This is a genomic window from Gloeothece verrucosa PCC 7822 (assembly GCF_000147335.1).
GTDB classification, from domain to species: domain Bacteria; phylum Cyanobacteriota; class Cyanobacteriia; order Cyanobacteriales; family Microcystaceae; genus Gloeothece; species Gloeothece verrucosa.
Genome location: NC_014501.1, coordinates 3,458,019 through 3,472,886 on the forward strand (window position 1 = coordinate 3,458,019; position 14,868 = coordinate 3,472,886).

At 41.5% G+C, this 14,868-nt stretch carries 10 protein-coding genes; 1 reads left to right on the forward strand and 9 read right to left on the reverse strand.

Translation table 11 applies throughout. The features are described from left to right. The first annotated feature begins 69 nt into the window (after positions 1-69). Positions 70-2,034, forward strand: a complete 1,965-nt coding sequence (gene recJ, locus CYAN7822_RS15195; protein WP_013323156.1) for a single-stranded-DNA-specific exonuclease RecJ — start codon at positions 70-72, stop codon at positions 2,032-2,034. A gap of 29 nt (positions 2,035-2,063) precedes the next feature. Here recJ and ligA read toward each other — a convergent pair whose 3' ends face one another. From ligA to CYAN7822_RS15245, 9 genes are all read right to left on the reverse strand, one after another. After that, complete coding sequence (gene ligA / locus CYAN7822_RS15200; protein WP_013323157.1) at positions 2,064-4,112, reverse strand: NAD-dependent DNA ligase LigA; 2,049 nt, start codon at positions 4,110-4,112, stop codon at positions 2,064-2,066. Between the two features lie 73 nt (positions 4,113-4,185). Next, positions 4,186-4,740, reverse strand: a complete 555-nt coding sequence (locus CYAN7822_RS15205) for a Uma2 family endonuclease (RefSeq protein WP_013323158.1) — start codon at positions 4,738-4,740, stop codon at positions 4,186-4,188. 86 nt (positions 4,741-4,826) lie between these two features. Continuing rightward, positions 4,827-5,522: a hypothetical protein gene (locus tag CYAN7822_RS15210; RefSeq protein ID WP_013323159.1), complete on the reverse strand. Its 696-nt coding sequence runs from the start codon at positions 5,520-5,522 to the stop codon at positions 4,827-4,829. Positions 5,523-5,630: 108 nt separating this feature from the next. Further along, a complete protein-coding gene (locus CYAN7822_RS15215) occupies positions 5,631-6,086 on the reverse strand; it encodes an NUDIX domain-containing protein (protein WP_013323160.1) in 456 nt (151 codons plus the stop codon). A gap of 231 nt (positions 6,087-6,317) precedes the next feature. Then, positions 6,318-7,706 carry an argininosuccinate lyase gene (argH, locus tag CYAN7822_RS15220; protein ID WP_013323161.1) on the reverse strand — a complete coding sequence of 463 codons (1,389 nt, stop codon included), beginning with the start codon at positions 7,704-7,706 and terminating at the stop codon, positions 6,318-6,320. 42 nt (positions 7,707-7,748) lie between these two features. Continuing rightward, positions 7,749-7,988 (reverse strand): hypothetical protein, encoded by a 240-nt coding sequence (locus tag CYAN7822_RS15225; RefSeq protein WP_013323162.1) that lies wholly within the window; start codon positions 7,986-7,988, stop codon positions 7,749-7,751. A 22-nt stretch (positions 7,989-8,010) separates the two neighbouring features. Then, positions 8,011-9,447, reverse strand: a complete 1,437-nt coding sequence (locus tag CYAN7822_RS15230; protein WP_041933263.1) for a PP2C family protein-serine/threonine phosphatase — start codon at positions 9,445-9,447, stop codon at positions 8,011-8,013. Positions 9,448-10,657: 1,210 nt separating this feature from the next. After that, complete coding sequence (locus CYAN7822_RS15240) at positions 10,658-13,459, reverse strand: coiled-coil domain-containing protein (RefSeq protein WP_013323165.1); 2,802 nt, start codon at positions 13,457-13,459, stop codon at positions 10,658-10,660. A gap of 194 nt (positions 13,460-13,653) precedes the next feature. Next, positions 13,654-14,592: a glycosyltransferase family 2 protein gene (locus CYAN7822_RS15245; protein WP_013323166.1), complete on the reverse strand. Its 939-nt coding sequence runs from the start codon at positions 14,590-14,592 to the stop codon at positions 13,654-13,656. Between the last annotated feature and the right edge of the window lie 276 nt (positions 14,593-14,868).

Consider the following 14,868-nt stretch of genomic DNA (forward strand, 5'->3'; position numbering starts at 1 on the left):
CATTAGTCATTCCCCTTTCCCCCTACACCCCACACCCCACACCCCACACCCTACACCCTACACCCTATTATGAGACTGCCTAATCAACGGTGGCTAATTTCCTCTTCTGCGCCTGAAATTGTTGAGCAACTGGTAGAAACTACCGGACTGTTACCTATAATGGCTCAAGTATTAATTAATCGAGAGATTAATACTCCCGAATTAGCACAAGTTTATCTTGAACCCGAATCTTTATTACTTCCTTCACCCCTAGAAGAATTTTCCGATTTAGCTGTCAGTGTAGAATTACTTGAAGAAGCCATCTCATCTGGAGATAAAATCGCCATCTGTGGGGATTATGATGCTGATGGAATGACTAGCACTGCCCTATTATTACGCGCTTTAAGGCATTTAGGGGCAGATGTGGACTATGCTATCCCTTCTCGTATGAAAGAGGGTTATGGGATTAATACCCGTATTGTGGAAGATTTTGCTAAGTCAGGGGTAGGATTAATTTTAACGGTTGATAATGGAATTTCTGCCTATGAACCTATTGCTAGAGCCATAGATTTAGGACTCAGTGTCATTATTACAGATCATCACGACTTACCCGAAAAGTTGCCGCCGGCTGATGCTATTCTTAATCCTAAATTACTTCCCTCATCTTCTCCCTATCGAGGATTAGCCGGGGTAGGAGTTGCCTATATTTTAGCAGTTACGACGGCTCAAAATATGGGTTTATTAAAGGGGTTAACCGATCAATTATTGGAATTATTTACATTAGGAACTATTGCTGATTTAGCGCCTTTAATTGGGGTTAACCGTCGTTGGTTAAAACGAGGACTCCGCAAGCTGCCTAAATCTCAATTAGCGGGGGTGCAAGCCTTAATTCAAATGTCGGGAGTGAGTGATGAGCAAAAGGAATTAAAACCGGATGATATTGGCTTTAGATTGGGACCCAGGATTAATGCGGTGGGACGAATTGGTGATCCTCAAGTGGTGATTGAATTGCTGACTACTGAGGATGAAGGTTTAGCCTTAGAAAGAGCTATGCAGTGTGAACAAATTAATCAAAAGCGGCAACAATTATGTAGTAAAATAGAAGAAGAAGCGGTTAATTTAATAGAAACAATTCCCATTAATTGGCAGCAAGACCGGGTATTAATCATTGTTCAACCTCACTGGCATCATGGGGTAATTGGAATTGTAGCATCTCGTTTAGTGGAACGTTACGGCGCTCCGGTTTTTATTGGCACTTATGAAGAAGAAGAACCCGATAAAATTCGAGGTTCAGCAAGAGGAATAGAAGAGTTTCATGTATTTGAAGCGTTAGAATTTTGTCATGATTTATTGGGAAAATACGGGGGACATAAAGCCGCCGGTGGGTTTAGTTTCCCTGCCAAGAATTTAGAAGCCTTTAAACAGCGTTTGAGTACCTTTGCCCATCAATGTCTTAAGCCTGAATTTTTGAAGCCTTTGGTTAAGATTGATGCTCAAGCAGATTTTAATCAGTTAAACCCTTATTTGTATGGGCAAATAGACGGTTTACAACCTTGGGGAATTGGTAATGATTTCCCGATTTTTTGGACTCCTAATGTTAGAGTAATTGAGCAAAAAGTAGTAGGACAAAAGCATCTTAAGCTGATTTTAGCACAAGAAGATGGAACAGAAATAAAAGCGATTGCCTGGCGTTGGAGTCAGTATTTTCCTTTACCCATGTGTCTAGATGTGGCTTATAAGTTAAAGGAGAATCATTGGAATGGTAATACTAATATTGAGTTAGAATTAGTGGGGGTAAGAGTGCCGGTAGCCGCACAAGCGACCAAAAAAGCTGTTTTTGAAATTAACGGAAGGTCTTATGCTTGTAGTTTTTGGGAGTCGTTAAATGAGTTGAGAATTAGAAATGAGCAGGGGAAGGTTTTAGCGGTTAATAAAGGTCAGAGAATAGGGTTATTAGGAACCCGTCGAGATAATGCTCAAAAGATTGATGTGACTCAACCTCATTATTATCAGTTGATTAAGGCGGCTATGGCGGCTTTACAGATTGAGAAATAATTCTCTTTTCCCTCACAAGAAGAGTTAACTTATGGGGGATTTTTTCCCTGGATCATCGCTAAAAGTGCTTCTTCACTCAGTTGAATAATTCCTAACTGTTGTGCTTTCGCTAATTTAGATCCTGCGTCTTCTCCTACCACCAGATAATCGGTTTTCGCACTGACTGAACCGGTAACTTTTCCGCCGGCTTCTTCAATTAATTGTTGCGCCTCATTTCGTTTTAAACTCGGTAAAGTGCCGGTGATCACAAAGGTTTTACCCTTTAAGGGAGTTGGTGTAGACTCAGAGGTATTTTTGGTAACGGTAGCTGTTTCAAACTGTAAACCCGCTTGCTGTAACTGCTTAACTAGAGTTAGGTTCGCTTCAATTTTAAACCAATCAGAAACAGATTGAGCGATTTCTGAGCCAATGCCATAAACGGATTCTAACGATGCAAAAGAAGCCCGAGATAATTGCTCTACAGTCGGAAAATTATCGGTTAAAATTTTCGCCGTCACATTACCCACATAACGAATTCCTAAACCATACAAAACCCGTGACCAAGGTTGCTGCTTACTTTTATTAATAGCATTGACTAAATTATTAGCCGATTTTGTGCCCATGCGTTCTAAGCTGGCAATTTGTTCGGCTTTTAAACCATATAAATCTACAATAGATTTAACTAACTCATTTTCAATCAGTAAGATAACAACCTTTTCCCCTAACCCTCGAATATCCAGCGCGTCTCGAGAACACCAATGTACTAAGCTACCCCGTAAAATGGCCGGACAAGAACTATTCACACAGCGCGTCACCGCCTCTCCTTTTGGACGAACTAGGGTAGAGTTACATTCGGGACAATGGGTAGGCATTTGATAGGGTTGAGTATTAGCAGGGCGTAATTCGCTGATCACTCGCACTACTTCGGGAATAATTTCTCCGGCTTTGCGGATAATGACAGTATCCCCTACCCGGATATCTAATTGGGCCACGCGATCACTATTATGAAGCGTCGCTTTTTGTACGGTGGTGCCGGCTAATTGTACCGGTTCCATGATCGCCATCGGTGTCACGGCACCAGTTCTTCCCACATTCACAGTAATATTTTTCACTCTTGTGGGCGCTTCTTCGGCGGCATATTTTAAGGCGATCGCCCATCGGGGAAATTTTTGCGTAAACCCTAATTGTTTTTGCAGATCATAGTCGTTAATTTTGACCACTACCCCATCCGTCATATAGGGTAAGTTTCGTCTTCGGGTATCCCAATGTTGATAATATTGTTCTACATCTTCTAGAGATTGACAGAGTTTGCGGTTAGGGTTGACTAAAAATCCGATTTTTTGTAGAAATTCTAACGACTCCCATTGAGTTTGAGGATAGGACTGATTTTCAGTATCAACAATATAAAGCGTATAGGCAAAAAATTGTAAGCGCCTGCGATCAACGATTTTTGGATCGAGTTGGCGTAGGGTTCCGGCGGCGGCGTTACGAGGGTTAGCAAATAGGGATTCACCGGTGGCGGCTTTTTCTTGATTAATTCTTTCAAATTCTTCCACCGGTAAAAAAGCTTCTCCTCGCACTTCTACTCTAGCAGGAGGATGATCCGATTGTAAGCGTAGGGGAATGGAACGAATGGTTTTAATATTTTGGGTGATTTCTTCTCCCACTACTCCATCACCTCGGGTTACTCCCCGCACTAAAAGACCATTTTCATAGGTTAAGGCGATGGCTGATCCATCAATTTTTAACTCACAAACATATTCAAATTGCTTCGTTTCTGGGGCAATACGTTGCCATCTTTCTTGCCAACGGGTAAACTCTTCTAGGTTAAAGGCATTTTCTAAACTGTAAAGAGGGATATGGTGTTTAACCGAGGTAAACTGTTCAGAGAGTTTATCCCCTACCCGTTGCGTCGGACTATCTGGGGTGATTAATTCGGGGTATTGAGTTTCTAGGTTTTCCAGTTCTCGATACAGTTGATCATAAACTGCATCCTCCATAATCGGATTATCGAGGACGTAATAAGCATAACTGGCTTTTTGCAGTTCGGATCGCAGTTGTTCGACTCGCTGTTGAATTTCGGGGGTTGCTGATGCCACGATGTTATCTGACGAAAGATAATGCTGATTTAAACCTAGTAGCTGTTCTTTATAGTGTAGTTTATGGCGGCTATTAAAGCATAGACCGCAAGGATAATGTGAACCCAGGTACAACCCCTTCGCCGCTTAAAAGACTATCCTCTGGATACTGAGTCATTGAACCATCAGCACGATAAACTAAAGCTTGTTTATTTTTTCGGTCTATTAACCACCCTAATTTAACGCCATTTTCTATATACTCCTGCATCTTAGTTTTTAAGTCTTCTAAATTATCACTTTTAGAACGAATTTCGATGACAAAATCCGGGACAATATTTAAAAATTCATCTTCTCCTTGGTCCCAACCCTCGGGTAAACGTTCTCTAGCTACAAAAATTGCATCTGCTGATCTTATCGCTCCATTGGGCAGTTTTACCCCACAACTTGAGCTAAAAACTTCTCCTAAGTTATTCTTTTCTACCCAGGTTAATAGATAAGCGATAGCTTTTGCTTCCCTATTACCAGAAATTTTGCCGGTGGGGGTCATGGTTTTTAAAGTTCCGTCTGCATTGCGCTCAAAACGAAATTGAGGATTTTGGCGGCTAAGTAACATCAGTTCTTGATCATTGATGTAAGAAGACTGAAGCATTTTTTTCTCCTTACAAATGCCTAAATTTTAGAGGGGGGTTGCCCACTGTATTTTATCTTCTTTTGATCAAAGTCCACAGATTAAGGTTAGTGTTCAAGTTGACGCAAGCGGTGTTGTTGTTGATTAAATTCGCATTGTTCTACCGTCAACAGAGCATAATTATGAATGGGCGGACACATATCCCATTGAGTTTCCGCTAACAGAAAAAGATTAACGACTATCAATAAACCCGTTGTTAAAAACTGCCAACCCATCACATAAGGAAGAACCGCTATGCCTAATAGATGAAAAATCCCAGACAGTAAAAAAGCACGAGAACGCAGTCCCAAGGCAGTACATAAATACCCCAAACCACTCAATCCTAACCACAGATGAGATAAATGCAGTAACACCGAACTCCACCCTAAAAAGATGCCACAGTCAGTTATCACTACCCCCAAGATCATTAAAAATCCCCAACAGTAGAGAACCCATTCTAATCGTTCTACCCTCACCCAAAACTGAGTTAATCCCATCATAGCGATGGTGCCTAAAACGGTCAAAATTGTCCAAAAAATTGCTTGAGTAATCCAACTAATGGGAGCGAACTGAGCCGTCAGAAAAATCACAGCAGAAATTAATCCCCACAGCACAAAAGCCTGATCAATTCTGGTATAAAAACCTGAAAACAGCCTTCGGTTGCTAATTTTCCAATCTATTTGTAATAATCCTTTGATGTCTTGATAATCTAAAGCTTGTTGCTTGCGTCGTAAAATCGGCTCAGTGCTGTTAAAGAAGCTCATTGAATTTTGATGGTTAAAGAAAGGTTAGATAATTTTATTGGTTTCTCCTATTATAAATAATCCTTTTGGGGGAAGACAAGGTGACGATATAGAATCTTATTCGGGCTTTTAAGCCACAACGGTTAATCCTTTTAGATAATCTTGTAATTGCCGGTCATGATCATGAGACAAATTGCCCAAAGGTAACTCATCTCGAGCAAATGCTCTAGCTTCAGATATTTCTAAATTATCTTTAACCCCTAACGCTCCTTGAACTTCGGCTTCCACTAAAATAGAAATTGAATGCAGTCTCGGATCTCGCTCAGGAGAGGAATAAACTCCTACTAAACGGCAAATTTTTAGTAATTCTAAGCCTGTTTCTTCGGCTAACTCCCGCCGTACTGTGGTGGAAATCTCTTCACCCCAATCTATGATTCCTCCTGGCAAACCCCATTGCCCCGTGTCTTGTCGTCGTACTAAAACAATACGACCATCAGGTAAAATAGGGATAATCGTTGTTCCCGTCACCGGATGACGAAAGATCACACCAATTACAGTTGTTAAAAATTGCCAGGCACGAAACATAATCAGCCTTTAAGGGATGAAGGATTAAAGATAATCATAACAGAGAAGATTTTAGCAGAGGGTTGTTTGATTTGCGTTCAACTCCTCCTCGTGTGTCTAAATTATAGATGATCAATAGTTACGGCAAAGTTTTATTATACACAAATAAGCGCAAGATTTTAGGGCTTGATTGAAACTTAAACCCCGCCAAAGACGGGGTCTTGATTAAATTTGCCCGCCTTTTGGGAGTCCTTAAGGCTCCTCAAGCTGAGATTTGGCGGTTTCTATGGCACGGCGAACTTGTTCAAATCCTGTCCCTCCATAGCTATTACGAGCCGCTACCACTTGAGATGGAGCGATCGCCGCATAAATATCAGCTTCAAAAGCCGGATGAAGTTGTTTCCACTCTTCTAAGGTTAAGTCTTTGAGTAATTTACCGGCTGCCAAACTGGTTTTAACCACTTTGCCCACTAAATTATAAGCTTCTCGGAAGGGCACCCCTCGAGCCGCTAAATAATCAGCCACATCGGTTGCATTGGAGAAATCTTCAGCCACCGCTTGAGCTAGACGTTCTGTGCGGAATTTGATCCCCTCTTGTAAGAGAATCGTCATAGCTTCTAAACAGGCCTTAACCGTTTTTACCGCGTCAAAGAGGGCTTCCTTGTCTTCCTGTAGGTCTTTGTTATAGGCCAGGGGTAATCCCTTCATTAACACCAGCAAGCCCTGTAAATGCCCAAAAACCCGCCCGGTTTTACCTCGGATCAGTTCAGGCACATCAGGATTTTTCTTTTGGGGCATAATGCTAGAGCCGGTGGCACAGCTATCCGTCAGACTAATAAAGCTGAATTCTTGAGAAGACCACAAGATCATTTCTTCGCTGAGGCGGGACAGATGAACCATAATTAGACTAGCCGCATTAAGGAATTCAATGGCAAAATCTCGATCGCTCACGCCGTCGAGACTATTAATATACACTCCTTCAAATTCCAATAATTTCGCGCTGTAATGGCGATCAATGGGAAAGGTTGTTCCCGCTAGGGCCCCGCTTCCTAAAGGAGAAATATTGGTTCTTTTTTTAATTTCTCCGAGGCGTTCCCAGTCCCGTTGAGCCATTTGAAAATAGGCTAATAGATGATGGGCTAAACTCACGGGTTGGGCCCTTTGTAGATGAGTATAACCCGGAATTAGAGTTTCAACGTGGTTTTCAGCATGAAAGAGCAACACTTGCTGGAATTCTCGGATTTGGACTCGGATTTGCTCGATTTGATCCCGTAGATAAAGACGGATATCTGTGCCTACTTGGTCATTACGAGAGCGAGCGGTATGTAGTTTTTTGCCCACATCGCCGACAATTTCCGTTAACCGCCGTTCTACAGCAAAATGAACATCTTCTTGGTCAATACCCGGGTTAAAGTTTCCTTCTCGATATTCACTGCGAATTTGTTCTAATCCGCTTACTAATTGTTGTGCTTCGCTGTCCGAAATAATGCCGGTATGAGCCAACATTTTAGCATGGGCGATCGAACCGGTGAGGTCATATTCAATCAGTTCGATGTCAAATCCGATACTAGCATTGAATAGGGCGATCGCAGGATGTAAGCTTCCTTCAAAGCGATCGCTCCAAGTCTTCTTGTCTGCCACGATTAACAATTAATCCAAAATAGTAAACAATCAATAGTCAAACTAATAGGAGGTAAAACCTCGAAATAAATAACCAATGACTACCCCGATCAACAATGCCCAAACTTGTCCACTTTGGACAAAATGCTTAAAGGACTGTTGAAATTGAGCGATTACATCAGTATCTTTAGGGTCTAATCTGGCCAACCAGAACATTAATGAGGGTATAGTATCCCTCAAACTGCTAACTATTTGTTCAGGTGGCAACAGTTCAGAAAAGATTTGTTGGGGTAGTTGACTCATGAGTTTTGGCTTTTCTAATCACTTACTCCTGAGATTTTACCTTCATAACGACTAAAGTCATATCATCGCTATTAGTCTTGTCTGAACCGGTAAAGGCATTAACTTTGTCAAATAGATCATCCAATATGGCTTGAGGATGCTCGTAATTCTGACAAGCTTGCTGAAACACCCGAATAAGATTTTCTTCATCGAAGCGCTCCCCACTTTGGTTGACCGCATCGGTAAAGCCATCGGTATAATAAATAATTGTATCTCCTGGAGCTAACTCAATCTGAGCATTTTCATACTGAGATTCAGGATCTAATCCGATGAGCATTCCGCCTTCGGTATCGAGTCGTTGAATCACACCAGTAGATGCTTGCCATAATAGGGGAGGATGATGTGCCGCATTACTATAGGATAGAATTCGGCTTTGGGGATCATATTCTGAGTAAAATAAAGTTACGAAACGATGAGAATTTTCTAAATCCGCGAACATGACACGATTGAGATGTTCTAGGATTTGAGCGGGTGTGTGACGGTTAAGAACTTCTGCTCTAAGCATTCCCCGGGTCATGGTCATGATTAGACCGGCAGGAACGCCTTTTCCCATCACATCTCCGATTACAATACTCCAAGGAACACAAGCCGCCGGGGATTCTACCTTCCCTTCAGTAGTTTGACTCAGTTGATCGTAATTGGTGGGAATAAAGTCATAATAATCTCCCCCGACTCGATTGGCCGTTTTACAACTGGCGGCTAAGTCTACCCCTTTAATTAAAGGACATTTTCGGGGTAATAGACGTAACTGAATTTCTGAAGCAATCTCTAGTTCTCGATCTTGGCGTTCTTTAGAGCGTAGTTCAATCGTCAATTCATTGTTGGCGATCGCTACGGCTGTTTGATCAGCCACTAATTGAAGTAATTTCCGCCGAGTTTGTGTCCAAATATATTCTGGATCACTACTAAAAACATAGAGTCGCCCTCGTTCTGTATTTTTGACTAATACTGGTGTGCTGTAAAGTTGAATGGTCGTGCCCAAAGCTTGCCGGATTTGACGATCAAGATACTCGGGCAAAGATAGGGGAAAATTATCGGAAATTTGATGATCTGAGACATTTAACTGGCGAACGATCTGTTCTAGTTCTCGTCGCAGTTGTCCTGTTACCTGATTATCCTGACAATGTAATTGTTCTAGAGATATTCGTCCATTCGATTTAAATAAAATCAGCGCTCCTCCATCTGCGTCTGTTACCCTTGCTGCCATTAGGGGGGTTAGTTCTAAAAACTGGTTTAAGTTATTAAAACTACGTAAGGCAAAGCCCAAAGAACTTAAAAGGTTTTGTATCTTATTTTGTTCTCGATACAAACTAGCGACCAGTTCTTTTAAGGCCAAAACCGGTTTGGTGTCAGCAGGTTTATTACTGTCAGTCGCACTTGTATTGGAGGATGGCTGGCGGTAAATGGGCACAGCAGTCATGTTATTAAAGGTCGAAAGCATGAATGAGGCTATCAGATCCCATAGTCTCTTGACAACTAGATGTTGATGGTTTGTTTGGCCTTTTGCATGAGTTGGTTAAACTCTATACTTTTCAGGCGTAGGCAGTTGTTTAAATCCTCAACAGCTATATTGAGCTATCGTGATTAGGCAACCGAATTCCTGTTACCACGAACGAGCTAGGAGGTCTAATAGTTGAGTAAATAGGGGTATCTTCGCTGGTTAAAGGGCGATGGTTATATCGCGACTATTAAGACTACCAGTATAATTGATTGTTTCCCCTCTTCTACAGATAGATCACAATTTTTTGTTGTTTAGTCATGTTAATCACTTTTAGTATTATTTGGCAATTAATTAAAAATAATTTTGACAGCGAGCGTTTGAGTGAGTCTAAGACTTATACCCAGTTAGACTAATGGTGTAGTCTACGCCGTTGCTCCGCTTTTGGGTGAGTACAAGCCAAACCCCTCTTTTTTAGATTGCCCCTCTTAAGTGGATTGCTCTTGCTCTTGAGCAACGGATTAACTGACTTAAGTTGCCGCTTTAGCGGTTGCTATATTTTCGGTTCTATTAATGATAACTACTTCCGTCCCAAGATAGTATAGTTTTTAGAAAGATCTGAATAAGTTTAAACAGTTACTTTTGGACTGTTGCCAATTGCCTGTTGTCTTGCCTCTTCTAGTGGCTCGTTGGTGATTGAAACTTTGACAATAACGTCTAATTTTAGGACGAGTCTTGTTTTTTGTCTGAGTTTTTTTTGCTCACGAAAATGGTTTTTCTGTCTCCCGTCCAACTTGGGTAAATTGCCTATCATTAAGAAGCGGAAATAAACATCCTAAGTACCTGGACAAAAATAAAGTTAACTGGGGTCGGGAACGAGTTCCCGACTGTGAGGTTAGGGTGACCTCCTAGCACAAGCGACTGTGCGTAGCGCGGAGCATCGTAGGGTGTCGGGTGTCGGGTAATTGTAGCCATTTTACAATTCTTTATATAGAGTGCTTTATTTATGTCCGACTACTTACCCTAGTTAGCTCTCATCTAGGACGGTAGGCTTTAATCATACAAATATAGCGGCTTAGGTGGTTAGTAATAAGGATGAAAAGTAAGGCGGGTTAAAGATAGAGTCTCACCTGTAACTTCTCACCTAAGCAGCTTAATTTAGGTTTTATGCTCATAAGCAACGAACTGACTTTTAAGCTTTCTTTTCTGCCTGTTCGATTTTCAGAGCATTTTCCTCGTCAAAAATTCCTGACTCAAAGAGGTCATCGAAAGCTTCTTGTGATTGATTTTCAGGCAATTTCGAGGTATGTTTTTCTTCAGTTTCCAACCACAAGTCTACTGAAGGATCAATGCCTTCGGAATCATCTAGGCTTAAGTTGGAACCTTGTTTAGCACCATTGTTAGAAGCCGTTTTAAGAACCTCTGATTGATTAGAGTAGGATTCATCTATTTTAAAAGGATCGAGCAAATCTAAATCGGCATCTAGGTTTTGAGAATCATCTAAATTTTCAGCAAAATTGGCTAAATCTTCAAATTGAGCCGATTCTTGTTGGCTTTCTTCTTCTATTTGCCACATATCGAGCAACTCAGCATCAGGAGGTGATGGGTGGTTGAACAATTCTTCAGTTTCCTTTAACTCCTCTAGAGCGAAAATTTCTGCTTCTGTTTCGTGGGTTGCTTCTATAATCTCGAGCAAGTCAGATTCTACTGCTTGTTCATCTGTTCCAAATAACTCTTCTATGTCGCGGGTGGCTGCTTGTTGCCATAGTGGTTCATCAAGAGCGGTGATGGGACTTTGTGAATCAAAATCAAGAGCGCTTTCTGGGGTTAATGATTCTAAGAAGTCTTCTTCGAGGCTGGCTGGTTGTTGCCATAGTGGTTCATCAAGAGCGGTGATGGGACTTTGTGAATCAAAATCGAGAGTGCTTTCTGGGGTTAGTGATTCTAAGAAATCTTCTTCGAGACTGGCTGAGGTTTCTCCGAATGACTCCTCTATAGTCGGTATAGCCTCTTCTGCTTCAAAATCGAAACCCGCTTGTGGGCTTAATGATTCTAAGAAATCTTCTTCGAGACTGGCTGGGGTTTCCCCGAATGACTCCTCTATAGTTGGTATAGCCTCTTGTGCTTCAAAATCAAAAACCGCTTCTGATGCTAACAAGTTTTCGGCTGCTTGTGCCGGCATTTCCCCGAATGGTTCGTCTAGGGGTGCTATGGACTCTTCTGCTTCAAAATCGAGAGTGCTTTGTGGGCTGAATGATTCTAAGAAATCTTCTTCGAGACTGGCTGGGGTTTCCCCGAATGACTCCTCTATAGTCGGTATAGCCTCTTGTGCTTCAAAATCGAAAGCCGCTTCTGATGCTAACAAGTTTTCGGCTGCTTGTGCCGGCATTTCCCCGAATGGTTCGTCTAGGGGTGCTATGGACTCTTCTGCTTCAAAATCGAGAGTGCTTTGTGGGCTGAATGATTCTAAGAAATCTTCTTCGAGACTGGCTGGGGTTTCCCCGAATGACTCCTCTATAGTTGGTATAGCCTCTTGTGCTTCAAAATCGAAAGCCGCTTCTGATGCTAACAAGTTTTCGGCTGCTTGTGCCGGCATTTCCCCGAATGGTTCGTCTAGGGGTGCTATGGACTCTTCTGCTTCAAAATCGAGAGTGCTTTGTGGGCTGAATGATTCTAAGAAATCTTCTTCGAGACTGGCTGGGGTTTCCCCGAATGACTCCTCTATAGTCGGTATAGCCTCTTGTGCTTCAAAATCGAAAGCCGCTTCTGATGCTAACAAGTTTTCGGCTGCTTGTGCCGGCATTTCCCCGAATGGTTCGTCTAGGGGCGCTATGGACTCTTGTGCTTCAAAATCGAAACCCGCTTGTGGGCTTAATGATTCTAAGAAATCTTCTTGGAGACTGGCTGGGGTTTCTCCGAATGACTCCTCTATAGTTGGTATAGCCTCTTCTGGTTCAAAATCAAAAGCCGCTTCTGATGCTAACAAGTTTTCGGCTGCTTGTGCCGGCATTTCCCCGAATGGTTCGTCTAGGGGTGCTATGGACTCTTCTGCTTCAAAATCGAGAGTGCTTTGTGGGCTTAATGATTCTAAGAAATCTTCTTCGAGACTGGCTGGGGTTTCCCCGAATGACTCCTCTATAGTTGGTATAGCCTCTTCTGGTTCAAAATCGAAAGCCGCTTCTGATGCTAACAAGTTTTCGGCTGCTTGTGCCGGCATTTCCCCGAATGGTTCGTCTAGGGGTGCTATGGACTCTTCTGCTTCAAAATCGAGAGATTCTAATGGTTGTGGAATTTGAAATTCTTGTATTCGGGTTTGATAAGCTTGCTCAATTTCTTGTAACTGGGCCTGATGGTCCGCTTGTAACTCTTCAATAACAACTTGATTAGCTTGTTCAATTTCTTGTAACTGAGCTTGATAAGATCCTTGTAACTGTAAAATTTCTTCTTGATGGAGATCTTTTAGCTGTTGAATTTGAGCTTGGTAAGACTGTTCAATTTCTTCTATTTGACCTCGATAAGATTGTTCTAATTGCTCTTGAAATTCAGCTTTGAGCCGCTCTAGATCTTGAACTTCTCTTTGAGACTGCAATATTTCCTCAATTTTTGCTTGATATGAGCTTTCTCTTTCTGTTATTGTTGTTTGATAGGATGCTTCTATTTCAGCTTGAAGTTGAGCTTTGATTTCCTCTAAATTTGGCTGATCAACTGGTGATTGCTCTAAATCCTTGATTTTTGCCTGATACTCTGCTTCTAATTCTCTAATTTGCTCTGAATAGATAGCTTCTAATTGAACTTTTTGATTATCTTGGCCTTGCTGTAGTTCTCGAAGAAGAGATTGTTTATCTTGAACGTCAGCTTCAGCTTCATCCAACGCTTGTTTAGCTTGTTCTAATTGTTCTTTGGTTTTCTTTACCTTATTGCCTTGAATTAAATATCCTATGACTGCGCCGCCGATAAGTACGCCTATTAACATTAACGCAATTTCTATACTCATGAGTGCCTCCTCATAATGATTTCGTCTTTAATATGCCCAAATTGTGCAAGTTATATATCAGGTGATTTAATTAATTGATGTTACTATTTACCTCTGTTCACGTCTGCCCGTATATTTTCCATATTGGCAGAATGTAAACTGAGAAGGTAAATATAAGGAAAATCTTTAGATTTATGTCAAGAAATGTTTACGATTTAGGATTGCTGTTGCATCTCCTTATAAGCAGCGTAAACTCCCTGAACGTTATACCAATTCAGGAAAATTCTGGCTATCTCTAAAGCTAACTGAGGTTTTCCTTGGTTGATTAACCATTGTAGCAAAGGGGCCATGGTATGCTCATTGAGTCGTCCTCCCACTGACAACACCCCCCATAATATTCGATGTAGCCAAGTCATCTGAATCATTAAGCGAACCTCCCAATGGGGATGCTTTTGATAGAATAATACTCCCATTCGTCCCCGTTGTATTTCTTTGTCGATCAAAGCTGGGATTTGGTCTAGTTTAAAAGGAGGATGCCAATGATAGCCAACGGCGGCAGGACATTTGATTAATGTGAGTTGTAATTTTTTGAGCCTTACTCCTAATTCTAAATCTTCCCACCCATAAAGTTGAAAACGGGTATCAAATAATCCGGCCATTAACAGCCATTTTTTGGCTATGGCTACGTTTCCTGTGGCAAAATAGGCGGCAGAAAAATCGGTAATTTTGTAAGGTTCAGAGGTAGGATCGTCAAAGTTACAAGTATTAATTACCCATCCGTAGGTAAAAAGGCGATCACTGCCTAATTTTTTTTCTGCTTCAATGAGGGCATCTGCATGAGACTGAAGGAATTGTTCTGTCACGACCAAATCACTATCGATAAAAATAATCGTATCACCTAAAGACTCGTTTACACCTAAATTTCGGGCGGCTGCGGGTCCTTGGTGATCTTGACACAAAGATCGCACATGGGGAAATTGATCTTTATGGTCAGCTAACCATAAGAGTGTCCCATCAGTAGATCCATCATCCACCAAAACGATTTCATATCCTTGGACTTTATGATCACTCAATTGCTGATGTTCCAAAGCGATCAGACATTTTTCTAGAATCGGTTTACGGTTATAAGTAGGAATGACGATGCTGAAAAACACAGACTTTATTTAATGGTTAAGTACAGACACAACAATAAATATAACAGGGAGTAAGTACCTGGACATCAATAAAGTTCAGGCAAGGGAGAGGGGAATGTCAACAGTCCCAAACCCTTTCAAGGTTACCTATAGCCTCTTGCCTGATAGCGTATTTTCTTAGTTAACTAAACTTTGGTTCCTCGGCTTTAAATATTTTATAATTTAATGAAAGAATAATTTTTTTATGATCTGCATCGACATTTACGGCGGCTATTTTAGTCTCTATTTTTCGCCAAT

Bases quoted from the DNA above. Each gene is read 5' to 3' on its own strand.
- recJ (WP_013323156.1), top strand. From the start codon at position 70: ATGAGACTGCCTAATCAACGGTGGCTAATTTCCTCTTCTGCGCCTGAA.
- CYAN7822_RS15205 (WP_013323158.1), bottom strand. From the start codon at position 4,740: ATGCTTCAGTCTTCTTACATCAATGATCAAGAACTGATGTTACTTAGC.
- CYAN7822_RS15210 (WP_013323159.1), bottom strand. From the start codon at position 5,522: ATGAGCTTCTTTAACAGCACTGAGCCGATTTTACGACGCAAGCAACAA.
- CYAN7822_RS15215 (WP_013323160.1), bottom strand. From the start codon at position 6,086: ATGTTTCGTGCCTGGCAATTTTTAACAACTGTAATTGGTGTGATCTTT.
- CYAN7822_RS15225 (WP_013323162.1), bottom strand. From the start codon at position 7,988: ATGAGTCAACTACCCCAACAAATCTTTTCTGAACTGTTGCCACCTGAA.
- CYAN7822_RS15230 (WP_041933263.1), bottom strand. From the start codon at position 9,447: ATGACTGCTGTGCCCATTTACCGCCAGCCATCCTCCAATACAAGTGCG.
- CYAN7822_RS15240 (WP_013323165.1), bottom strand. From the start codon at position 13,459: ATGAGTATAGAAATTGCGTTAATGTTAATAGGCGTACTTATCGGCGGC.